Source organism: Corynebacterium sp. UBA2622 (genome assembly GCF_002339505.1).
Classification (GTDB): Bacteria; Actinomycetota; Actinomycetes; order Mycobacteriales; family Mycobacteriaceae; genus Corynebacterium.
In genome coordinates this window covers 143,245-164,012 of record NZ_DDJO01000023.1, presented here as the reverse complement: position 1 = coordinate 164,012, position 20,768 = coordinate 143,245, and the positions used below count along the sequence as shown (strand labels likewise).

Sequence of the window (20,768 nt, the reverse complement as noted above, 5' to 3'; positions counted from 1 at the left end):
GCCGGGTTACCGGGAGCTGCCCGGTAGCCCGGCTGCCGGCGGGGTGGTGAAGATGTTGCGGAGGAAGGGGGTGGAATCCGCGGTGGAGAGGTTCACCGTGCCGCTGTGGTCGGTTGGGTACCAGTGCACCCCCACCCGGTTGTTGCGGGTGGCGGCGTCGAGGTTGAACTGGTGCAGCCACATGTCGCTGTTCAGGAGCACGCCGATGGGGGAGGGAACATCGATGTCCCTAAGTCCATGGCCGAGGAATACCGGTTTGTCGTAGCCGGTGACGGGGGTAGCCATGAAGTCGCGGGTCGCCTGCTCGAGACCGGGGACGTCGCGAAGCGGCTTGGAAAACGCGCGGGACAGGTTCGTGCCGGCCACCGCGGCCGCGACCTCCGGGTAGCAACTCTTCCCTGCTTCCGAGATCATGAAGCGGCCTTCGTCGGTGAGCGCGGAGTCGATGTCGAGCTCGGGGTGGGCCTCCTTCACGGCAGCGAGGATGTAGAGGCCGTAGGTGGTCATTCCGGGTGGCAGGGGAACCGGGGGAAATGTCGGACCCGCAGCGATGACGATCTCCTCGATATAGGCCGGTGCGCCCGTGGCCACCGCCCCGCGGTAATCAAGACCCAGTTCCCGGCTTAACGCGGTCGCACGGTGCGCCACATGCAGCGCGACACCGCCGCCCTGCGACTGGCCAATGACGGCCCACTGCTGTGAAAGCACCGGGCCGAATGCCATGCGGTGGGCGGCCTGCACAGCATCGACGACGTTCGCGGCGGCGACGCGGCCGTTGAGGTAGCTGTGGAATCCGGTTGTCCCCAGCCCCGCGTAGTCGGAGGCGACGATCGCGTAACCCTGGTCCAGCCAGTGGTTGAGGTACTCGGCATCGCGGGCGGAGGGGGCGTTCATGCTGGGTGTGCACTCGTCGCTGAGGCCGACCGTGCCGTGCGCCCACGCCAGTACGGGCCAGCCACCTTCCGGGGCCTCACCGCGGGGCAGAAAGACGGTGCCGGTGCCGGGCACGCTTTGGTTGTGCTGGTTAGTGGTTGAATACGCGATCCGGTACTGCGCACCCGCCGAGGAGAGGCCAACCCGCGGATCGAGGGGAACTTCGGCGAGCAGCGAACCCGCAGGCTCAGCGGCAACGGGGATGGGCAGGCCGCTGTCGAACACCGGGGCATCACGGGGGAAACCGGACGCATCGGCTCCCCGCCCTGGACAACGGCCGGGGGAGCGAGATCGGCGGCGGAACCGAGCACGGCTGCGCCAGCGGCGGGGGAGACGACCGGCGCCGTGAGGCAGGACGCGAGAAGGGTGGAAGCGGCGTACGCGGCGGCACGTCGGGGTCTGAAGAGCACGGCGGTTCCTTTCGGGGTTTAAATACTTTTCAACCACAAAATACATGCCCCGAGGCCCGGTTTAACCGGAGTTTTTGCAGTAGGGTGGCCCCATGGCACAAAACGAGAATGTCACGAAGAACGACATCATCGACATCATGCGCGGCAAGTCCGTGGGGATGCTCACCACCGTCGGCGGGGGAGGCAGCCTGTACTCCCACCCGATGGATACCCAGCAGGTCACCGATGACGGAGACGTGTACTTTGTCGTCGGCACGAACTCGGATCAGGCGCGGTGGCTCCAGGACTCACCGCAGGTAAACATGGCGTACTCGGACGCAGGTTCCTGGCTGTCGGTGACGGGCAAGGTCCGCTTCCTCGAGGGGGAGGAGCGCGCGGCGAAGATCGAGCAGCTGTGGGACGAGTCCATGACCGCCTTCTTCTCGGGCAAGGACGACCCGAACATCGGCGTGATGCTGCTCAGCTCCGAGTCCGCCCAGTTCTGGGGCAACAAGGATGGACGCGCGGCAGCTCTCTTCGACCTTGTGAAGACCCGTCTGACCGGCCAGGAACCGGAGGGCGACACCGCCACCGTCGACCTGTGACGGCCCGCTAGAACACGCTCGTCACGACCGCGATCGTGACCACCGCGCCGGTGAGGTAGTTCAGCCAGAGGAACACGCGCCAGGCGCGGTTGACCTGCTCCGATGACTCGTCGGTGACCCGCGCGAAACGCAACGTATTTGTCGCGTAGCCCAGCCCGAGGAGTGCTACGACCCAGCCAGGGAACGGCAGGGTAGCCACCAGCCCCGCCGAGACGAGGTAGAGCACGGCGGCGAAAAGCGTTGTTCGGCGCGCCCCGAATTGCGTGGCGACGGAGTGCAACCCACCCTCCCGGTCAGCCTTGACGTCCTGGACGGCCCCAAGGGCGTGGCTGGCCATTCCCCAGAGGAAGAAGGCGGCGAAGCCCGCAAAGTAGCGCGCATCCACCGAAGGATCCGTTATCGTCGCCCCCACCACCGCGGGGAGGGTGAAGTGGGCGGAGGACGTGGCGGAGTCGAGGAGGGGAATCTCCTTGAACCGGAACGGTGGGGCCGAGTACGCGTATACCGCGAAGAGCGCCAGTGAGAGCCATGCCGCGGAAGTAAAGGTGCCGGCGGCGTACAGCACCACAGCAAGCGGGATGACCGTCACGGCGGAGGCCACGAGCAGCGGGCGGTGCATCGAGCGCGGGAGAACCGCGCCCTCCACCCCTCCCTTGCGGGGGTTGCGGATGTCGGATTCGTAGTCGAAGACATCGTTGATTCCGTACATGGCGATGTTGTACGGGATGAGGAAGAACACGAACCCCAGGACGAGGAGCCAATCCGAGCGCGGGGTGTCCAGCAGGTACGCGAGCGCGAACGGCACCGCGGTGTTGACCCAGCTAATGGGCCGTGAGGCAGCGAGGATAGATCGGATCATGGCGCCTTCCTCGGCCACAGGGAGGTCACAACGAGGCAGACGAACACCGTGTAGAAGAGGTCCTCAACGGGGATGAGCCCGAGGCGGACACCCATGTTGTTGGAGGTGTCGTACTGCATCAGTCCCGCCGCGACCATGAGGTTGTCAAAGACGATGGTCAAGACCGCCATGACGGTTGTCACGGCAAGGGTAACCCGACCCTGTCCGGGGTGTGCCCCGCGTCGGACCCACCACAGCAGCGCGGCGGCGGCGAGGAACGGGACGCTGATCAGGAGGTAGGTCACGGGGTGGTCACCTTTCGTGCCGCGGCGGTGAGGTTCATGGTCAGGTAGGTGAGGAAGAACAGGAAGACGGGCTCCTCGAGCGGCAGCTCGGGCGCGAGCTCGATGCCGGTCATGTAGGGCGAGTCGCCGCGGAAGAACGTCCCGGTGGCGATGCCCAGGCCGTCCCAGGCGAGGAAGATGGCGACCGTGCCCAGGCTGACCAGGAGCGCCCGGCGGGGGTCATGGAAGAAGGTCAGGCGGCCGCGGTGGTCCCAGATCGCCATACCCGCCAGGGAGAAGGCGAGGAACGCCAGGTACGTGAGGGTCATCGGCCCACCTCGGGGAGCGGCCCGGGGGAGCGGTCGCCGCGGACGCGCTTGAGCACGTTCTCGGCGGAGATGAGGCACATGGGGACACCCACGCCCGGGACGGTAGTTGCGCCGGCGTAGTAGAGGTTGTTCAGTTTCCGGGAGCGGTTCGACCCGCGCAGGAACGCCGACTGCCGCAGCGTGTGGGCGGGCCCGATGGACCCGCCCGACCACGCGTGGTAGCGCTCGGCGAAGTCGGCGGGGCCGAGGGTGCGTCGCACTACCACGCGCGAGGCCAGGTCGGGCACCCCGCACCACTGCGCGATCTGCTCGACCGCCTGGTCGGCGACGGCCTCCACCTGGGGCGACGCCGTCCCCCGGTACATGTCACCGTGGCCGAACTCCTCCGCCGCGGGCACGGGGACGAGCACGAAGAGGTTCTCCGAGCCCGCCGGGGCCGTCGACGGGTCGGTGGCCGAGGGCATGGAGATGTAGATCGAGCGGGACGACCCCGCGGGGCGCGCCTCGGTCGGCCCGTCGAACACGGCCGTGAAGTCTTCTTCCCAGCGCTCACTGAACAGGAGGTTGTGGTGGGTGAGCTGGGGGAGCTTGCCCTCCACGCCCAGCATGACCAGCACGGTGCCCAGACCCGGGTCGCGGGAGGCGAACCACCGCTCGTCGTAGGTCCGTTTCTCCTTCGGCAGAAGGCGGGTCTCCGTGAAGCGGAGGTCCGCTGCGGAGACAATGAGGTCGGCGCGCAGCTCGGTGCCGTCGATAAGCCTGACGCCCGTGGCCCGAGATCCGTCGTGGGTAATGGCGGAAACATCCGAGTTGAGGCGGATCTCCGCGCCGTTCTCCTCGGCGAGTCCCAGGATGGCGTCCATGACCGCGGTGAATCCTCCCTGCGGGTACTTCACCCCCTGGACCAGATCGGTGTGGCTCATCAGGTGGTACATGGACGGGGTGCGCGCCGGGTGGGAGGAGAGGAAGACCGCGGGGTAGGTCAGCATCTGGCGCAGGCGGGTGTCGGCGAAGCACCGGGCGACGAACCTGTCCAGCGGAACGGTCAAGAGGCGGGCCAGCTCGAGGTAGCGGGAGCGCAGGCCTCCGTCCACGAAGGGGCGAAGGGAGGTGAAGGTGGTGTAGAGGAAGCGCTCAACGGCCATGTCGTAGGTGTCGGCGGCGGAGTCGAGGTAGTCGGCGAGCCGCTCGCCTGCGCCGGGCTCGAGCGATTCGAAGAGGGCAATCGCCTCGGCGCGCCCGGAGGTGACATCGACGGGCTCCCTCCCCTCGGGGAAGAGGCGGTAGGCGGGGGTGAGGTCGACCAGGTCGAGAAGGTCTTCCGTGCGTTTGCCGAAGAGCGCGAAGAAGTGGTCGAAGGCGTCGGGCATGAGGTACCAGGACGGTCCGGTGTCGAAGCGGAACCCCCCGACGCTCTCCTCACCCGAGCGCCCGCCGATGGATCCGAGGCGCTCGACGACGGTGACCTCGTAACCCTCCCGGCCAAGCAGGGCGGCCGTGGCGAGCCCGGCAGAGCCGGCGCCGATGACGAGGGCGGTGGGATTACTCATGGGTGGTTCCTTTCCGGTGCCGCGCGACGGCGCGGGCGGTGAGGGCGAGCTTGCGGTGGTTAGGGACGGATATACGTGTGGTGGCCAGGGTCGCGGCGGGGGTGGCTTCGATGCGGTCGGTGAGCTCCCGGAAGAGCGCCTCGGCGGCGGCCACCGCCCCCCGCGCGCTCGCCGGCAGCAGCGGTATTGTTCGCCGGGCCCGGTCAAGTTCGGAGCGGATGTCTGAGACGAGGTCGGCCTTGGTGGCGTCGTCAAGTGGGAGGCCCCTGAGCTGGGGGAAGTACGTGCGGCCGAGCTCCCCGCGGTCCTCGGCGTAGTCGCGGAGGAAGTTGATCTTCTGGAAGGCGGAACCCAGCGCCCGCGCCCCCGCCTCCATGTCGGCGCGGCGGGTGGCGGGAACCTCCTCACCCGCGAGGAAGGCGGAGAGGCAGAGCAGTCCGATCACCTCGGCGGAGCCGTAGACGTAGGAGGTGAAACCAGCCTCGTCGTAGTCGTTCTGGGTGAGATCGCGGCGCATGGAGGCGAAGAACGCGCGGATGTGCGCCGGGTCAAAGCCGCAGCGCCGGGCGCTGCCCGCGTAGGCGTGCAGCACGGGGTCGGTGTGGAACCGGGCACCCGGCGCGGCGAGGACGGCGGCCTCGTAGGCGTCGAGGAGCGGGCCCGGGTTCCCGCCGGCCTGGGAGGCGGCACCGTCGACGATTTCGTCCGCGATGCGGACAACGGCGTAGAGGTTGAGGATGTCCCGGCGCAGGCCGCGGCCGAGGAAGCGGGTGGCCAGGGCGAAGCTCGTGGAGTAGCGGGCGATGACCTGCGCCGCGGCGGCGTCGCACATCGCGTCGTAGCGCGCGAGGTAATCGGGGTGGGGCATGGGGTTATTCTGCCTCTTCGCTGGTGGGTGAGGTGGGCCGCCGAATTGTTCCGGGGAGCTTGCCGTAGTCTATCGCGGCCGTGCCGCGTCCCTGCGCCACCGGGAGAGTCTCCAGGCCAGCCGCTGCGCGAGCCGGCGCGGGGGCGGGGACGAGGCGAAACCACGCATCATCGAATGCCACCCGCGGGTGAACCTCCGCCGCATCTGGGCGCGGCCGCGCAGCGCACGGGAATCCATCCGCACGTGCAGGCCGCGCCGGTGGAGGACCGTCTCACCGGGGCGCACGGCGAAGGAAAGCTGGATGTCGTCGTGGGAGACCACGTCCGCCGAGTCGATGCCGTCGCGCACCGAGCGCCACCAGGCGGTGGTGAAGGAGCAGTTCGTGCCGAACAGCGGCGGGTGCCCGAGGGCGGAGCCGACGGCCAGACGGTACGAGCCGAGGTAAAACGCGCTGACGGGGCGGGATAATGCGGGCAGGTCGAAGGTGGCGTCGCCGGTCAGCCCCACGACCTCCCGGCCGGGGCGCAACCCGGCCCGCTCCCATTCCGAGTGGAGGGTTGCCACGAGATCGCGGGGGGCGATGCTGTCTGCGTCGGTGCGGAGGATGACATCGCAACCGAGGTCGGATGCGGCGTCGTAGCCCGCCCGCGCGGCCCAGGTGATGCCCACGCGGGGTTCGCGGACCACGACGGCCCCGCGGGAGCGCGCCACCGCGGCACTGTGGTCCGAGGAGGCGTTGTCCACCACTACGACGGCATCGGCGGGCACGGACTGGCGGGCGAAGCTGTCCAGGCAGCGCCCCAGCAGCGCGGCGTCGTTGCGGCAGGGGATGACGAGGGCGACCGAGGGCCGGCTAGAGCTTGCGGTCAACCCAGTCCTTGGCAATCTGCCCGGGCTCCGCGCGCTCCGGGCCAACGTTGCGGCGGTTCATCTCCACCAGGTCGTCGGTGGTGAGCTTCGCGTCAACCTTGTTGAGGACGTCGAGGGCTCCGTCGGGAAGCGAGCCCGCCTTGGTTACCGGCAGCACGTTCTGCGGCGGGATGAGGTTCTTGGTGTCGGTCAGGGTCACCAGGTCGGCCTCTTTGCCGTCGTTGAGAAGCGCCGGCGAGGTGGTGAAAATGTTCGCGGCGTTTGCCCCACCCTCCACGAGGGCCTGGACGGTCAGGGGGCCGCCGCCGTCGGAAATCGGGTTGACGCTGATTTTCGACGCGTCAATGCCGTAGACCTTGGTCAGGCCCTTCGGCCCGGCGGGGCGCTCAGCGAACTCGGGCGGGGCGGCGATGGTGATCTTGTCCAGCTTGTCCAGGTCAGCGATGGTGGACAAACCGTACTGGTCCGCCACCGTGCGCGTCACCCGGTAGGCGTCCTTCGACTCCGCGGGGCTGAACTCTCCCGCCTCGAGCCCGCTCGGCAGCGCCCCGGCGAGAGCCTTTTCGACGCCCTCCTTGTCCGCGCCCTCGGGGAGCTCCCCGTAGAACTGGGTGAGGTTGCCGGCGTACTCGGGCACGACGTTGATGTTGCCCACCTGAAGGGCGCCGAGGTAGACCTCCCGGGAGCCAATGCCCGAGGAGACCTTGACGTTGAAGCCCTCCTTCTTCAGTGCCTCGGCCCAGATCTGGCCGATGATTTCGGACTCGGGGAAGTTGGCGGTGCCGATGACGACGGTGCCGGCCTCCGCCGCCGTCGACGGCGCGGAGCTTTGCTCGCTGAAGGGGTCGGTCGTCCCGCACGCGGAAAGTGTCAGGGTGGCGAGGGCCAAAGAGGAGACGGCGCCCGCGGCAGCTAAGCGTTTCATGCCCGCCAAGCCTATCGGGTTTTCGCACCCCCGCGCGGGCGAACGAGGCGCTGCACCCCCGCCAGGGCAAGATCCACTGCGAGGGCGACGGCGGTGACCAGAACGGCGCCGGCGACCATGCGCGGGTAGTCCTGCACCGCGAGACCGTCGATGAGGTAGCGCCCCAGTCCTCCCAGGCCGATGTAGGCGACGACGGTGGCGGTGGCGATCACCTGCACGACACAGGAGCGCAGCCCTCCCACCATGACGGGGGCGGCGAGCGGCAGCTCCACGCGGGTGAGGATCTGCCCCTCGCTGTACCCGGCGGCGCGGGCGGAGTGGACAACGTCGCGCTCAACGGAATCGAAGCCGGCCACCACTCCCGCCAGCAGGGGAGCCACCGCGAGCAGGACGAGGACAACGGTCGCGGGCACGAGCGGCATTGTCGCCCCGCGCGGCAGCGCGATCGCGAGCCACGTGAGCAGGCCCAGGGCGGGAAGGGCGCGCAGGGCACCGGCGGCGGAGAGCACCGCGTTGGAACCGCGGCCGTAGTGCCCGACGGCGATTCCCAGGGGCACCGCAATCAGCGCCGCGATGCCCACGGCGAGGGCCGTGTATCCGAGGTGCTGGCCGATGCGCGACCAGAACCCCGCGGCGCCCGACCAGTTGGAGGCGGTGGCGAGGTAGGCCCAGGCCTGGGAGAGCTGGTTCATCACAGGGCCGCCCTTCGCGTCCAGGGCATCGTGAGGCGCCCGAGGCCGACGAGGATGGCGTCGACAAGCACGGCGAGCAGGATGGTTCCGACGAGCCCGGCGATGATCTGGGTGGGAAACGAGCGCTGGAAACCCTCCGTGAACAGCGTGCCCAGGGACTGCACACCGATGAGGGCACCTACGGAGACGAGGCTGATCGTGGAGGCGGCGACAACGCGCACGCCGGCGAGCAGGCCCGGGCCGGCCAGCGGCAGCTCGACCCCGAGAACGCGCCGCAGTGGCGTATATCCGGCGGCTTTGGCCGACTGGGTGACGTCCGCCGGGACGGCATCGAAGGAGTCCGCCGAGGTGCGCACCATCAGGGCGATGCCGTAGATGGTCATGGCCACCACGACGTTCAGTGGCGACAGTACCGAGGTGCCCATGATGAGCGGGAGGAGAACGAACATCGCCAGCGACGGGATGACGTAGATGAGGCTCGTGGCCACCACGATGGCCTCCCGGGCGCGTCCGGAGGCGTGGGCAAGCCAGCCCAGGGGCACCGCGAGGAGGAAGGCGAGGGCGATCGCGGGCAGCGACAGCAGCAGGTGGTCGAGGGTGAGCGAGCCTATCCGCCCCATGTTGGTGCTGAGCCAGTGCCAGTTCACGCGAGCACCCCCTTGATGTGGCCGGAATCGTCGACCACGAAGGTCTGCGAACCGCGTTGCTCCGTGCGCAGGCGCCGGTCGTCCGCCCCGATGAACTCGCGCACGGCATCGTTGGCGGGGTGGGCGATGATCTCGTCGGGCGTGCCGATCTGCTCCACGCGCGCCGCGCGCCCAAGGATGACCACGTCGTCGCCGAGCAGGAACGCCTCGTCAATGTCGTGGGTGACCATGAGCATGGTGGTCTCCATCGCGTCCTTCAACGAGAGCACCTCGCGCTGCAGACCCCGCCGGACGACCGGATCCACGGCCCCGAAGGGCTCATCCATGATGAGGATGTCCGGGCGGGTGACCATGCCGCGCGCCACGCCGACGCGCTGCGCCTGCCCGCCGGACAGCTCTGCGGGGTAGCGCCCGTAGAGTGCCGGGTCGAGGTTGACCAGCTCCAGCATCTCGCCCGCGCGGGTTTTCGCCTCGCTTTTCGACGCCCCCGCCAGCGCCGCGATGTCCGCGACGTTGTCCAGGACGGTGCGGTGCGGCATCAGCCCGGAGTGCTGCATGACGTAGCCGATGCTGCGGCGCAGCTTGACCGGGTCCACACCGGAGACATCCCGGCCGCGCACGCAGACGCGCCCGCTGTCGGGCTCGACCATGCGGTTGACCATGCGCAGGAGCGTGGTCTTTCCGCAGCCGGACGGGCCGACGAAGACGGTGGTCGAGCCGTTCTCGACCGTGTGGCTGAAGTTCTCGACAGCCGGGGTGTCGCTCTGGGCGTACGTCTTGGAGACGCCGTGGAACTCGATCATGGGGAACCAGCCTATCGCTAAGAGAAGAACACGGGCATGAGGAAGAGCATCGAGGTGCTCCAGGTCAGGTGGGCGGCCACGGGCGCCCAGAGGCGGCCGGTGCGTGCCGCCAGCCACTGGCACAGCGCGCCAAGGGTGGCGGCGCCGACGAGCAGGAGGGGAACGCCCATGGCCACGGTGACCAGCGTGTAGATGACCACGGAGACCGCACCCACCCTCATCCGGCCGCGGACGAGGCCCCGCGACGTGAGCTGGCCAGGTACCACGTCGCGGTAGACGAGCTCCTCCGCGATGCCGTTAATGACCAGCACGAACAGGGTGGCGGGGAGCCCTCCGCGGTCCGTGGCCGAGAGCAGGTCGGCGACGGGCTCCGCGAGGAGCGGAACGTGGCTGACCACCAGGGCTCCGCCGACGAACACCACCGCCAGGCCGAGCCCGAGGCCGATGCCCGCGGCGAGGTCGCGCGCGGCACCGGGGCGGGAGAAGGAGCCGCGCCGGCCCCACCCCAACCACGCGCCCAGGTAAACCGCGGCGGTAACGCACGTCGCCGCGTAGTAACCGGGCGTGCCGTCACCCATCCGGCGGGCCGCGTAGAGGCCCGCCGCACCCGCGGCGCAGGGGAGGAGGAACGACAGCGTGCGTGCCAAGGCGGGCACCTCTCTGGGATCGTCGACGCGCCGGTGTCCCGGCGCAGCTTAACGCCGAAGTATAGACTTTGGCGCATGACTTCGTCGCCTTCCCGTGCCAGCTCCGGGGATCCCGCAGCAGGCCACACCGCGGATAACTCCGCCCGTCTGGCGCTGGTCACCGGCGCGACCGGATTCGTCGGCAGCCTGGTGGTCGCCGAGCTGCTGAGCCGGGGATGGGCAGTGCGCTGCCTGAGCCGCGACCGCGACAAGGCCGGCGGGCAGCCGTGGGCCGCGCACCTCACAGCGCCCGGGGAACCCGCCACCCCGGGGCGCGTCGAGGTGATCGAGGGAGACGCGGGTGACGCCGACGACCTTGCCCGCGTGATGGAGGGTGTCAGCTGCGCCTGGTACCTCCTGCACTCGATGGACGAGGGCGCGGGCTTCGCCGAGCGCGAGGAGGAGATGGCGCGCGGTTTCGGCGAGGCCGCGAGGGCGGCCGGGGTGGGGCGCATCGTCTACCTCGGCGGGCTGCACCCGGATGGCACGGAGCTCTCCGAGCACCTCGCCTCCCGCGTCAAAGTGGGTGACGTGCTCATGGCGTCCGGCGTGCCCACCGCGGCGCTCCAGGCGGGAGTGGTGCTGGGCAAGGGTTCGCTGTCCTACGACCTCTTGCGCCACGCCGCCGACCGCGTGCCGGTCTTTGTCGCGCCCACGTGGATCACCAACGAGATCACGCCCATCAGCGCGAGAGACATCGTGCATTACCTGGTCGCCGCGGCTGACCTGCCCTCCGGGTTCAACCGCACCTTCGACGTGGGCGGGCCCGACACGATGCAGTACGTGGAAATGATGTCGCGCTGCGCTCAGGCGCTCGGCCAGCACGACCGCCCGTTTCTCACCGCGAACATCATGACCCGCCGCATCGCCGCGTGGGGCCTGGGCCTGCTCACCCCCCTGACGTACGCGCAGATCCTGCCGATCTTCGACAGCGTCTCCTCCAGCACCGTGGTCAAGGAACGCGACCTCGAGGAACTCGTGGGTGCTCCCGAGGGCGGTCACATGGGCTTTGACGAGGCGGTCCGCCGCGCCGCCCGCAGCGAGCACCCGGGCCGCTACGGCAAGATCGCCTCCTCGGTCCACGCCTCGGTCCTCTTGACAGCGGTCGCGGGGTCGCTGCTCACCGACACCTCATCGGCGAGCTACCGGCGACTGAGCAAACCCGCGTGGCAGCCGCCGGGTGCGGTCTTCCCCCTCGTCTGGACCGCGCTCTACGCCGACCTCGCCGTCATGGCGACGACCACCATCGCCGACGCCTACGAGCGCGGCGACACCCCCCGGGGCCGCTCCAACGCTGCGGCGCTCGCAGTCAACCTGGCGCTCAACGTGGCCTGGTGCGGCCTGTTCTTCCGCTCTCGGCGCCGTGGCCTCTCCACGCTCACCGCCGCCGCCCTCGCCGCGTCCTCGGCGGATCTGGTGCGCCGCGCGAACCGGGAAAAGACCCAGCGCGCGTGGTGGCTCGCCCCTTACGCGGTGTGGTGCGCCTTCGCCACCGCCCTCAACGCACGGATCGCGCGGCTGAACCGCGGCCGCTGACCCGCTCATCCTCAGCTGCGCGGGTCCACCACGTGGATCTCCAGGGGAGCCGAGCGCAGCCGGTAGACGCCGGGGGCGGGGTCGAGGACGGCGAGGATTTCGTCGACAAGCGCGGGTTGCGCGCCCACCTCGAGGAAACCTTCCCCGGTCTCGGTCGCCTCGCCGGGTGTGAATCTCACCCAGGTCTCTCCGCGCCTGCTGACCAGCGCAAATGCCCGGCCGAACTTGAGTCTGCCCCGCATCGCCCGCAGGAGCGCACTCACCGCGCCGGGGTCGAGGTCGATCCGGCCGGGTTCGATGCCCAGGATCTTCGCCTCCACGGCGCTAATCGACGACCCCTCCTCCGCCACGGCCGCCTCAACCCGCGCCCGGGCCGCGGGATCGCGACGCAGCGCCGCGCGGCCGGGATCCGTCAAGCCGAGGGGAAAGACCTCGCCGAGCTCGCCGGTGAACCTGACCGGGTCCCACCGCAGCGCGTCGTCGAGGTCTTCGGTGGTCAACCCCACGGCGTAGGTGTAGCGGACCGCGCCGGTGACTGTCTGCACCTCCGGCACAAGCGGGTCGGCGACGAAGGAGAAACCTGCCAGGCGGCCCATGTGCGGGCGGGGAAGCTCCATGTAGTGGCCCGGCTCCAGGGTGCGTCCGGTGCGTCGGACGTGGGCGCACAGCAGGGCGAGCGCGTCGGCGGGCCACTGCAGCGGCAGAGGGGAGGTGACCCGGGTGCGCATGCTCAGCTCCATCTGCACGCCCGCAACGGGGACGGTGGATTTGACCCGTGAGAGCCCGAACGTGGTGTAGAGGACGTGGGGGAGGGGTTCGGCGCTGAAGTGGGCGAGAACGTCGACGTCGGCCGCACCCTGGTAGGAGAAGGGGTAGGGCTCGTCATGGGTTGCCACCCCGGCCAGCGCCTCGAGCAGCGCATCCCCGCCGACCCGCGGGCCGCGGCGGGGGAGGCGGAAGGCGCGGTCGATGAGGCTCATGGGGGCATCATAAGCCGGGCCGGGCGGCTCGCGGGAGGGGATTGAGGGACTCGCCCGGCCGCCGCGTTCGGCACCCCGGGAACTAAACGCACGTCCACGGCGTTGGAACCTGTGAACCATGCGAACCCACGACGAAAGGAAACGGGCGCAGTGAAAACAAACAACCCGGTGCTGAACTCCCTGCCGGGGGCACAGGCGCAGAGCGGTTACGGCTACGGCCAGCCGCAGGCGGACTACGGATACGGACAGGCACAGGCCGGTTACGGCCAGGCACCGTTCGGGGCGGCGGCGCCGATGCAGACGCAGCGCCCGATGACCATCGACGACGTGGTGACCAAGTCGGGCATCACCCTCGGCGTGATCGTCCTGTTCGCCGTGATCAACTTCGGCATTGCCATCGTGGCCAGCTACTCGCTCGCCATGATGCTCACCCTCGTGGGCGCGATCGGCGGGTTCATCACGGTTCTGGTCCACTCCTTCGGACGCAAGTACGGCAGCAGGGCCGTGACCCTGACCTACGCCGTCTTCGAGGGTCTCTTTGTCGGCGGCTTCTCGCTGCTGCTCAGCGGCTGGATCGTAGGTGGCGCAGACGCCGGCGCGATGATCTTCCAGGCCATCCTGGGCACCCTGGGCGTCTTCTTCGGCATGCTCTTCGTGTACAAGACGGGCGCGATCCGCGTCACCCCGCGCTTCAACCGCATCCTCACCGGCGCCATCTTCGGCGTCGCGGTGCTCGCCCTGGGCAACTTCCTCATGGCGATCTTCACGCCGATGAACCCGCTGCGCGACGGAGGTGCCCTCTCCATCATCTTCGGGGTGGTCTGCATCGTGCTGGCGGCCCTGAGCTTCCTGCAGGACTTCGACGTGGCCGACCGCCTCGTGCGCACCGGCGCGCCGGAGAACATGGCCTGGGGTGTTGCCCTCGGCCTCGCGGTGACGGTGGTGTGGCTCTACACCGAGATCCTGCGCCTGCTGTCCTACTTCAACAGGAACTAGCCCCAACGGGATAACCCGAACCAAAGCGCCCGCCCGGATCACCGTGGCGGGCGCTTTGCTGTGCGCGGCCGACCGGAGCCGCTGCGGAGGGCGGGGGTAAAAATGCGGGTGCACAAGCAAAAACCCCGCCTCGGGGGCGGGGTTGCGCGGGAGGTTACCTAGCGGTCGCGGCTTTCCGGGTTGATCTTGGTGCCGTCGACGGTGACGGTGGTGAACTGCATCTCGCCGTCGATCATCTCGGGGTTGCCCAGGACGATCTTGGTGTCCTCCTCGCGGCGATCCGGGCTCACGGTGATGCGGGTGCCGGTGCCGGTCGCGAGGTCGGTTCCCCAGTCCTGCCAGACGATGTTGTCCATGAAGTCGTCCTGGTCACCGCAGGCGAGGACGATGCGCGCCGGCTTGGTCTGGGAGCTCTCCCCGCAGTTGCGCAGGACGGGGAGGGTTCCGGCGGGCACCGGGGAGGCGCTGGTGCTCGCCGACGCGCTGGCGGAGGAGGCCTCGGCGACGTTCGTGGGCTTGCCCTCGCTGGACTGGGTCGCCCCGCCGTTCAGGGAACCGGCGTTCTGGCTCGTCGCGGTGTCCACCTTCTGCGCCGAATCCACCTGGCCGGGAGGGGAGCAGGCAGCCATGCCGAGGGCCGCGACTGCGAAGAAGCCGGCAGCCACTGCTTTGCGGGAGGAAGAGAGGTTCACGGGAAAGTCCTTATGCTTGTGAAGTTCCGGGGATGTGTTGACGCGCGGGCGTTTAGGAGCGCGAGCGGGGCGTGGAGGCCTTAACAGAATCATACGGCGCGGCGTCCACGATCGTGACCGAAATTTCCCGGCCGTTCGGGGCGGTGTACGTGCGGGTTTCACCCTCCGCCGCACCCACCACGGCCGCACCGAGCGGGGAGTTTTCGGAGTAGGTCTCCAGGTCCTTGTTACCGGTGGAGGCGGCGCGGGTGCCGATGAGGAAGGTTTCTTTGTCGTTCTCGTCGCCGTTGTAGTACACGTGCACCACGGAACCCACCAGGGCAACACCCTCGACGATGCCACTGCGCTCGGTGGTGGAGTTTGCCAGGATCTCGGAGATCTGCTTGATGCGGGCCTCTTCCTGGTCCTGCTGCTCGCGGGCGGCATCGTAGCCCGCGTTCTCCTTCAGGTCACCCTCCTCGCGGCGCTCGTTGATCTCGGCCGCGATGACGGGGCGGTTATCGATGAGCGCCTGCAGCTCGGACTCGAGCTTGGCCTTCATCTCCGGGGTGATGTACTGCTGCTGAGTTTCAGCCATGAAGCGGGGCCTTCCCTGATACGTCGCGCGGGCCCGCGCCTACAGGCGTGGGCACCGCGGTTGGAATAGTTATATACAGCCGGATTCTAGCACGGTGCCCGGGGTGGCCTTAGCGGGCCTCGTTGTGCGCGGCGGAGGTGTCCATGTAGAACGGAATGTCCTCCGAGCAGCCGTAAACGCGCCCGGAAACCGCCGGTTCACGCACCGGAAGCTCGGTGCTCACGCGGGTCAGTTCGTCACCGCCGGCGGGGAGCACCACTTCACGACGCCCCACTTCCGCAAACTCGTAATTCAGGGCCGTGACAATGCAGTACGAGGGGACGGAGGGGTCTTTCCGGGTCACGTCGACCCAGAGGCGCGTGGTGTGGTCGTCGACAGCCTCCTGCGAGACAAAGTTGGCCTTCACCGGAATGGAGCGGCGTTCCATGACGTTGCGCCCGTATGCCACGGCGATGAGGACAACGAAGATAACAGCCCCGATGACGACGATCTTGCCGCCGATGCTGCTCGCGGCCCCGGGCCGGGGCGAGGCACCCGCCGCGCGCGAGCTCCCCCCGCGGGCGCGCGCGCCGTAGCGGGAGGTGGGGCGTTGGGGCGCGGGCTGCGGTGTGGGCACGGCGGATCCTCTGGGTGCTCGGGGGCTTGGGGGCTGGAGGTGGCGGGGAAAATGACTTCAGAACCGATGGTACTAAGATGAACCGGGTTGGAGAAAAGCCCCTACTAAAGTTGGAGGAACAGTGAGCGGCAAGCGCCTCCTGGCAATCCACGCGCACCCCGACGACGAAGCCTCGAAGGGCGCGGCGACGATGGCGAAATACGTCGCTGAGGGCAATCGCGTCAAGGTGCTCACCTGCACCGACGGGCAGCGGGGCGACATTCTCAATCCGCGCATGGACCGACCCGGTGTGCTGGAGAACATGAAGAAGGTGCGGGAGGAGGAGATGGCGCGCTCCGTGGCCGCCCTCGGTGTCGAGCACGAGTGGCTCGGTTACGCCGACTCCGGTCTGCCCCAGGGCGACCCGCTTCCTCCGCTCCCGGAGGGCTGCTTCGCCCTCGAGGACAGCGGCGCGGTGTGCCGCGAGGTGGTGCGGGTGATCCGCGAGTTCCGCCCCCACGTGATCATCACCTACGACGAGAACGGTGGTTACCCCCACCCAGACCACCTGAAGGTGCACGAAGTCTCCATGCTGGCGTGGGAGAAGGCGGGAGACCCGTCCTACGCGCCGGAGGCCGGTGAGGCGTGGACGCCGCTCAAGCTCTACTACACGCACGGATTCATTCTCCAGCGGATGAAGATGCTCCAGGACCTCCTCTACGAGCGCGGCCAGAGCAGCCCCTACGAGATGATGATCCAGCGCTGGGAGGAAAACCTCGCCGATGTGATGACGCGCGTGACAACCCAGGTGGAGTGCAGCGACTACTTCCCGCAGCGCACCGAGGCCCTGACGGCCCACGCCACCCAGATTGACCCGGCCGGCGCGTTCCTCGCCAGCCCCGTGGAGGACCAGCAGAAGGTCTGGCCCACGGAGGAGTTCGAGCTCGCCCGCACCCGCGTGGAGACGGACCTGCCCGAGACGGACCTGTTCGCGGGCATCCCCGACGAACCCGCCAGCCCGGAGGGCCCCGGCGATGCCGCCGCGCCCCGGGACGAGAAGGAGAACTAATGCCTGCCACCACGCTCACCACCGCCGCGGGCTGGGTCATCGCTCAGGCCCCGCCGGAGACACCCGTCGGCCCGGAGTTCGGCAAGGCCTCGCCGATCGGCCTGCTCATCATCGTCTTCCTCCTGGTCCTGGTCCTCAGCCTCGGCTTCGCCTTCCACCGCCGCTACTCCCGCTTCACGCGCCGGCGCATGTTCGCGGAGGCCCACGGAATCGACCCCTTCGACGAGGAAGCCCTGGATAAGGCGATGGCCGAGGCCGGCGTGCTTGACCGCCGCCGCAAGACCTTCATTTGATGCCCTATTTGATGCGCTATTTGATGCGCTGACACGGCAGACTAGGCTGGAAACGTGGCTGCGCTGGCGAAGATTCTGTACCCCCTCTACGAGGCGCGGTTGAAGCGCGAGCTCCGGGGCAAGGAGCACCCCAGGCACATCGCCGTCATGGCGGACGGCAACCGGCGCTGGGCCCGCGAGTCCGGTTACGTCGACATCTCCCACGGCCACCGCGCCGGGGCCGCGAAGATCGGCGAGCTGGTCCGGTGGTCCGCCGAGATGGACGTGGACGTGGTCACGATCTACCTCCTGTCCACAGAGAACCTCAAGCGCACGACCGAGGAGGTCGAGCTGCTCTTCGACATCATCTCCGACGTGGTCGACGACCTCGCCACCGAGAACTACACCTGCCGCGTGAAGCTGGTCGGGCACCTCAACCTTCTGCCGCCGCACGTCGCGGACCGGATGAGCAAGTCCGCCGCCAGCACCACCGAAAAGCCCGGGCTCACCGTCAACATCGCCGTCGGTTACGGCGGGCGCCAGGAAATCGTCGACGCCGTGCGCGCGCTCATCGATGCCAACCTCGCCGCCGGGACACATGTCGAGGAGCTGGCGGAGAAGGTCACCATCGAGTCCGTCTCGCGCAACCTCTACACCTCCGGTCAGCCCGATCCGGACCTGGTCATCCGCACCTCCGGCGAGCAACGCCTCAGCGGGTTCATGCTGTGGCAGGCGGCGTACTCCGAGATCTGGTTCACCGACACGTACTGGCCGGCGTTCCGCAAGATCGACTTCCTGCGCGCGCTGCGGGACTACTCGCAGCGCTCGCGACGGTTCGGCAAGTAGGGGCGTCGAAAAGCTAGAGCTTGCGCATGCGCACGCGCTGGACGGCGTGGTCGGGGCCCTTGCGCAGCACGAGCGAGGCGCGCACCCGGGTGGGGAGGATGTTCTCCACGAGGTTGGGCAGGTTGATCGACTGCCAGATCTCGCGGGCCTCGCGGGTGGCGCGCTCCTCGCTGAGGTCGGCGAAGCGGGCGAAGTGGGCCCCCGGCTGGCGGAAGGCGGTGGTGCGCAGCTTGAGAAAGCGGTCGATGTACCAGCGCTCTATGTGGGCGGTGGCGGCATCGACGTAGATGGAGAAGTCGAACAGGTCGGAGACCATGAGCGTCGGCCCAGTCTGCAGGACGTTGAGGCCCTCGAGGATGAGGATGTCGGGGCGGCGCACGTACTGGTACTCGCCGGGGATGATGTCGTAAGCGTTGTGCGAGTAGACGGGGGCCTTGACCTCCGGGTAGCCCGACTTGACCTCGGTGACGAAGCGCATGAGGTTGCGCCGATCGTAGGACTCGGGAAAACCCTTGCGGTCCATCAGCTTGCGCTCGGCGAGCACCGCGTTGGGGTGGAGGAAGCCGTCGGTGGTGACCAGGTCCACCCGCGGGTGGGACTCCCAGCGCTGGAGGAGCACCTGCAGCACGCGGGCGGTGGTGGACTTGCCGACGGCCACCGAGCCGGCCACCCCGATGATGTAGGGCACGTGCAGGGTGCTGCCGATGAAGGTTTCCGTCGCCGCGGTGAGCTGCTGGCGCGCGAGGATCCGCAGGTGGATCAAGCGTGAGATCGGCAGGTAGATCTCGGCAACCTCGTTGAGGTCCAGACTCTCCCCGATGCCGCTGAGCTGGGCCACCTCCTCCTCCGTGAGCACCTGGGGCCAGGCGGCGCGGCGCTCACGCCAGGCATCGCGGCTGAATTCGAGGTAGGGGCTGGTATCGACAGCGCGGGACATAGGGGACATTGTCTCACCTGCGCGGCTGCCGGGGCGGATTGGGCCGGTCCGGGCCCGCGGCACAACGCCCGCCCGCCCGTGCGCGCGGGAGAATATACTGCAGTGAATGGCTCCGCTGCGGGCCAGGCCCACCTGTAATTCAATGAAAGGACCCGGTGTACGTGTCTGAGGACCTCCGCTACCAGGATCTCGCTTCGTTCGACCCCGAAGTTCACGAGGCCATCGTCAACGAGCTCAGCCGCCAGCGCAACACGCTGGAGATGATCGCGTCGGAGAACTTCGTTCCGCGCTCCGTCCTGCAGGCGCAGGGCTCCGTGTTCACCAACAAGTACGCCGAGGGCTACCCGGGCCGCCGCTACTACGGCGGCTGCGAGTTCGCCGACGTGGTGGAGGACCTCGCCCGCGACCGCGCCAAGGAGGTCTTCGGAGCGCAGTACGCCAACGTCCAGCCGCACTCCGGTGCCCAGGCCAATGCCGCGGTCCTCATGGCACTGGCGGAGCCGGGGGACACCCTCCTCGGGCTTGACCTTGCCCACGGTGGCCACCTCACCCACGGCATGAAGATCAACTTCTCCGGCAAGCTCTACAACGTCGCCGCGTACCAGGTGGAGAAGAACACCTGCACCATCGACATGGTCAAGCTCCGCGAGCAGGCCCGGGAGGTCAAGCCGAAGGTCATCATCGCGGGCTGGTCTGCCTACCCGCGCCAGGAGGACTTCGCGGAGTTCCGCTCCATCGCCGACGAGGTCGGGGCCTACCTGTGGGTGGACATGGCGCACTTCGCCGGGCTCGTCGCCGCCGGCCTGCACCCCTCGCCGATCCCGCACGCCCACGTCGTGTCCTCTACCGTGCACAAGACCATCGGCGGGCCGCGCTCCGGGTTCATCCTCACCAACGACCTCGAGCTGCACAAGAAGATCAACTCGGCGGTCTTCCCCGGCCAGCAGGGCGGGCCGCTCATGCACGTCATCGCGGCGAAGGCGACGGCGTTCAAGATCGCCGGCACCCCCGAGTTCAAAGACCGCCAGGAGCGCACGCTCGAGGGCGCGCGCATCCTCGCCGAGCGCCTCACGCAGGATGACGCCAAGGCCGCCGGGATCGACGTGGTCTCCGGCGGCACCGACGTCCACCTCGTCCTCGTGGACCTGCGCAACTCCGACATGGACGGCCAGCAGGCGGAGGACCTCCTGCACCGCGCGGGCATCACCGTCAACCGCAACGCGGTGCCCTTTGACCCGCGCCCCCCGAAGGTCACCTCCGGCCTGCGCATCGGCACCCCGGCCCTGGCCACGCGCGGGTTCACCGCCGAGGACTTCCGCGAGGTCTCCGACATCATCGCCGAGGTGCTCATCCAGGGTGAGGCCGCGGATGTGGAGGCGCTGCACGGGCGCGTCGACAAGCTGGCGGAGAAGTACCCCCTCTACCCGGACCTGGAGGACTGGAAGCTGCTCTAGCTTTCCCCGTCTTTTCCACTGCCCTCCCCGCTGTCCCCGGCGTCGCGCTCCTCCGCGAGCGCGGTGCGGGCCTCGCGCAGCCACTCGGGCTGGTCGGCGAGGAGGTTCTTGATTTGCTCGGTGGTCAGCGGCTCGTCCATCCCGTTCTTCTTCAGCGCGGTGATGCTGATGCCGAGTTTGCGGGCCACCTCCGGCCGCGGGTGGGGGCCGTTGAGACGCAGCTCCTGGAGCCACTCCGGGGGGTTGGCCTGAAGATCGCGCAGCTCGCCGTGGGTTACGGCGCCCTCCTGGAAGTTCTGCGGGGTGGCCGGGAGGTGGATCCCGAGCTTCTTCGCGGCGGTGGCGGGCTTCATCGCGGTGCCTGAGGGCTGCTGGTTCGTCATGGTCACGACGGT

25 protein-coding genes are annotated in these 20,768 nt (G+C 68.7%); 7 read left to right on the top strand and 18 right to left on the bottom strand.

The annotated features are described in order from the left end of the window. Positions 1-6 precede the first annotated feature (6 nt). The gene (locus B3611_RS09805; RefSeq protein WP_291314892.1) at positions 7-1,158 is read right to left on the bottom strand and encodes a lipase family protein; all 1,152 of its coding nucleotides are present in this window, start codon (positions 1,156-1,158) and stop codon (positions 7-9) included. A gap of 277 nt (positions 1,159-1,435) precedes the next feature. Here B3611_RS09805 and B3611_RS09800 point away from each other — a divergent pair, with 277 nt between their 5' ends. Beyond that, on the top strand, positions 1,436-1,927 hold the full coding sequence (locus B3611_RS09800) for a pyridoxamine 5'-phosphate oxidase family protein (protein WP_291314891.1): 492 nt from the start codon (positions 1,436-1,438) through the stop codon (positions 1,925-1,927). Positions 1,928-1,934: 7 nt separating this feature from the next. On the opposite strand, the gene B3611_RS09795 is transcribed toward B3611_RS09800, so the two are convergent. From B3611_RS09795 to B3611_RS09745, 11 genes are all read right to left on the bottom strand, one after another. Next, positions 1,935-2,786 carry a prenyltransferase gene (locus B3611_RS09795; protein ID WP_291314890.1) on the bottom strand — a complete coding sequence of 284 codons (852 nt, stop codon included), beginning with the start codon at positions 2,784-2,786 and terminating at the stop codon, positions 1,935-1,937. Then, the gene (locus B3611_RS09790) at positions 2,783-3,070 is read right to left on the bottom strand and encodes a lycopene cyclase domain-containing protein (RefSeq protein WP_291314889.1); all 288 of its coding nucleotides are present in this window, start codon (positions 3,068-3,070) and stop codon (positions 2,783-2,785) included. The genes B3611_RS09795 and B3611_RS09790 overlap by 4 nt, the downstream gene beginning before the upstream one ends. After that, positions 3,067-3,378, bottom strand: a complete 312-nt coding sequence (locus B3611_RS09785; protein ID WP_291314888.1) for a lycopene cyclase domain-containing protein — start codon at positions 3,376-3,378, stop codon at positions 3,067-3,069. The genes B3611_RS09790 and B3611_RS09785 overlap by 4 nt, the downstream gene beginning before the upstream one ends. Then, the gene (crtI, locus tag B3611_RS09780) at positions 3,375-4,928 is read right to left on the bottom strand and encodes a phytoene desaturase family protein (RefSeq protein ID WP_291314887.1); all 1,554 of its coding nucleotides are present in this window, start codon (positions 4,926-4,928) and stop codon (positions 3,375-3,377) included. Before crtI ends, B3611_RS09785 begins: the two co-directional genes overlap by 4 nt. Then, positions 4,921-5,796, bottom strand: coding sequence for a phytoene/squalene synthase family protein (locus B3611_RS09775; protein ID WP_291314886.1), 876 nt, complete (start codon positions 5,794-5,796; stop codon positions 4,921-4,923). The genes crtI and B3611_RS09775 overlap by 8 nt, the downstream gene beginning before the upstream one ends. Before the next feature lie 69 nt (positions 5,797-5,865). Then, positions 5,866-6,666, bottom strand: coding sequence for a glycosyltransferase (locus B3611_RS09770; RefSeq protein ID WP_291314885.1), 801 nt, complete (start codon positions 6,664-6,666; stop codon positions 5,866-5,868). Then, positions 6,650-7,591, bottom strand: coding sequence for an ABC transporter substrate-binding protein (locus tag B3611_RS09765; RefSeq protein ID WP_291314884.1), 942 nt, complete (start codon positions 7,589-7,591; stop codon positions 6,650-6,652). Before B3611_RS09765 ends, B3611_RS09770 begins: the two co-directional genes overlap by 17 nt. An 11-nt stretch (positions 7,592-7,602) precedes the next feature. Next, the gene (locus tag B3611_RS09760; protein WP_291314960.1) at positions 7,603-8,283 is read right to left on the bottom strand and encodes an ABC transporter permease; all 681 of its coding nucleotides are present in this window, start codon (positions 8,281-8,283) and stop codon (positions 7,603-7,605) included. Further along, a complete protein-coding gene (locus B3611_RS09755) occupies positions 8,283-8,930 on the bottom strand; it encodes an ABC transporter permease (protein WP_291314883.1) in 648 nt (215 codons plus the stop codon). The genes B3611_RS09760 and B3611_RS09755 overlap by 1 nt, the downstream gene beginning before the upstream one ends. Further along, positions 8,927-9,733, bottom strand: coding sequence for an ABC transporter ATP-binding protein (locus B3611_RS09750; protein WP_291314882.1), 807 nt, complete (start codon positions 9,731-9,733; stop codon positions 8,927-8,929). The genes B3611_RS09755 and B3611_RS09750 overlap by 4 nt, the downstream gene beginning before the upstream one ends. A 17-nt stretch (positions 9,734-9,750) precedes the next feature. Further along, entirely contained in the window at positions 9,751-10,380 is a 630-nt protein-coding gene (locus B3611_RS09745; protein WP_414646331.1) for a CPBP family intramembrane glutamic endopeptidase, read from the bottom strand. 75 nt (positions 10,381-10,455) lie between these two features. On the opposite strand from B3611_RS09745, the gene B3611_RS09740 reads away from it, so the two are divergent. Continuing rightward, positions 10,456-11,955, top strand: a complete 1,500-nt coding sequence (locus B3611_RS09740) for a tryptophan-rich sensory protein (protein WP_291314880.1) — start codon at positions 10,456-10,458, stop codon at positions 11,953-11,955. Positions 11,956-11,966: 11 nt separating this feature from the next. Here the strand turns inward: B3611_RS09740 and B3611_RS09735 are convergent, their stop codons facing one another. Then, positions 11,967-12,935, bottom strand: coding sequence for a suppressor of fused domain protein (locus B3611_RS09735; RefSeq protein WP_291314879.1), 969 nt, complete (start codon positions 12,933-12,935; stop codon positions 11,967-11,969). A 150-nt stretch (positions 12,936-13,085) separates the two neighbouring features. Between B3611_RS09735 and B3611_RS09730 the strand changes: the two genes are divergently transcribed. Beyond that, positions 13,086-13,931, top strand: coding sequence for a Bax inhibitor-1/YccA family protein (locus B3611_RS09730; RefSeq protein WP_291314878.1), 846 nt, complete (start codon positions 13,086-13,088; stop codon positions 13,929-13,931). A 158-nt stretch (positions 13,932-14,089) separates the two neighbouring features. Here B3611_RS09730 and B3611_RS09725 read toward each other — a convergent pair whose 3' ends face one another. The 3 genes from B3611_RS09725 to B3611_RS09715 form a co-directional block, all read right to left on the bottom strand. After that, the gene (locus B3611_RS09725; protein WP_291314877.1) at positions 14,090-14,623 is read right to left on the bottom strand and encodes a hypothetical protein; all 534 of its coding nucleotides are present in this window, start codon (positions 14,621-14,623) and stop codon (positions 14,090-14,092) included. A 52-nt stretch (positions 14,624-14,675) separates the two neighbouring features. Further along, entirely contained in the window at positions 14,676-15,200 is a 525-nt protein-coding gene (gene greA / locus B3611_RS09720) for a transcription elongation factor GreA (protein WP_291314876.1), read from the bottom strand. A 109-nt stretch (positions 15,201-15,309) separates the two neighbouring features. Then, positions 15,310-15,816: a DUF4307 domain-containing protein gene (locus B3611_RS09715; protein WP_291314875.1), complete on the bottom strand. Its 507-nt coding sequence runs from the start codon at positions 15,814-15,816 to the stop codon at positions 15,310-15,312. A gap of 121 nt (positions 15,817-15,937) precedes the next feature. On the opposite strand from B3611_RS09715, the gene mca reads away from it, so the two are divergent. The 3 genes from mca to B3611_RS09700 are packed head-to-tail and all read left to right on the top strand — an operon-like array spanning position 15,938 to position 17,982. After that, positions 15,938-16,864, top strand: a complete 927-nt coding sequence (gene mca, locus B3611_RS09710) for a mycothiol conjugate amidase Mca (RefSeq protein WP_291314874.1) — start codon at positions 15,938-15,940, stop codon at positions 16,862-16,864. After that, on the top strand, positions 16,864-17,157 hold the full coding sequence (locus B3611_RS09705) for a hypothetical protein (RefSeq protein ID WP_291314873.1): 294 nt from the start codon (positions 16,864-16,866) through the stop codon (positions 17,155-17,157). The genes mca and B3611_RS09705 overlap by 1 nt, the downstream gene beginning before the upstream one ends. A 54-nt stretch (positions 17,158-17,211) precedes the next feature. Beyond that, entirely contained in the window at positions 17,212-17,982 is a 771-nt protein-coding gene (locus B3611_RS09700; RefSeq protein ID WP_291314872.1) for an isoprenyl transferase, read from the top strand. A 13-nt stretch (positions 17,983-17,995) separates the two neighbouring features. Here B3611_RS09700 and coaA read toward each other — a convergent pair whose 3' ends face one another. Then, complete coding sequence (gene coaA, locus B3611_RS09695) at positions 17,996-18,919, bottom strand: type I pantothenate kinase (RefSeq protein ID WP_291314871.1); 924 nt, start codon at positions 18,917-18,919, stop codon at positions 17,996-17,998. A 161-nt stretch (positions 18,920-19,080) separates the two neighbouring features. Between coaA and glyA the strand changes: the two genes are divergently transcribed. Beyond that, the gene (glyA, locus tag B3611_RS09690; RefSeq protein WP_291314870.1) at positions 19,081-20,373 is read left to right on the top strand and encodes a serine hydroxymethyltransferase; all 1,293 of its coding nucleotides are present in this window, start codon (positions 19,081-19,083) and stop codon (positions 20,371-20,373) included. On the opposite strand, the gene B3611_RS09685 is transcribed toward glyA, so the two are convergent. Continuing rightward, a complete protein-coding gene (locus B3611_RS09685) occupies positions 20,370-20,756 on the bottom strand; it encodes a DUF5997 family protein (RefSeq protein WP_291314869.1) in 387 nt (128 codons plus the stop codon). The genes glyA and B3611_RS09685 overlap by 4 nt on opposite strands. Between the last annotated feature and the right edge of the window lie 12 nt (positions 20,757-20,768).

Coding starts and splice junctions, on each gene's coding strand:
- B3611_RS09800 (WP_291314891.1), top strand. CDS start 1,436: ATGGCACAAAACGAGAATGTCACGAAGAACGACATCATCGACATCATG.
- B3611_RS09795 (WP_291314890.1), bottom strand. CDS start 2,786: ATGATCCGATCTATCCTCGCTGCCTCACGGCCCATTAGCTGGGTCAAC.
- B3611_RS09785 (WP_291314888.1), bottom strand. CDS start 3,378: ATGACCCTCACGTACCTGGCGTTCCTCGCCTTCTCCCTGGCGGGTATG.
- crtI (WP_291314887.1), bottom strand. CDS start 4,928: ATGAGTAATCCCACCGCCCTCGTCATCGGCGCCGGCTCTGCCGGGCTC.
- B3611_RS09775 (WP_291314886.1), bottom strand. CDS start 5,796: ATGCCCCACCCCGATTACCTCGCGCGCTACGACGCGATGTGCGACGCC.
- B3611_RS09765 (WP_291314884.1), bottom strand. CDS start 7,591: ATGAAACGCTTAGCTGCCGCGGGCGCCGTCTCCTCTTTGGCCCTCGCC.
- B3611_RS09760 (WP_291314960.1), bottom strand. CDS start 8,283: ATGAACCAGCTCTCCCAGGCCTGGGCCTACCTCGCCACCGCCTCCAAC.
- B3611_RS09750 (WP_291314882.1), bottom strand. CDS start 9,733: ATGATCGAGTTCCACGGCGTCTCCAAGACGTACGCCCAGAGCGACACC.
- B3611_RS09740 (WP_291314880.1), top strand. CDS start 10,456: ATGACTTCGTCGCCTTCCCGTGCCAGCTCCGGGGATCCCGCAGCAGGC.
- B3611_RS09735 (WP_291314879.1), bottom strand. CDS start 12,935: ATGAGCCTCATCGACCGCGCCTTCCGCCTCCCCCGCCGCGGCCCGCGG.
- greA (WP_291314876.1), bottom strand. CDS start 15,200: ATGGCTGAAACTCAGCAGCAGTACATCACCCCGGAGATGAAGGCCAAG.
- B3611_RS09705 (WP_291314873.1), top strand. CDS start 16,864: ATGCCTGCCACCACGCTCACCACCGCCGCGGGCTGGGTCATCGCTCAG.
- coaA (WP_291314871.1), bottom strand. CDS start 18,919: ATGTCCCGCGCTGTCGATACCAGCCCCTACCTCGAATTCAGCCGCGAT.
- B3611_RS09685 (WP_291314869.1), bottom strand. CDS start 20,756: ATGACGAACCAGCAGCCCTCAGGCACCGCGATGAAGCCCGCCACCGCC.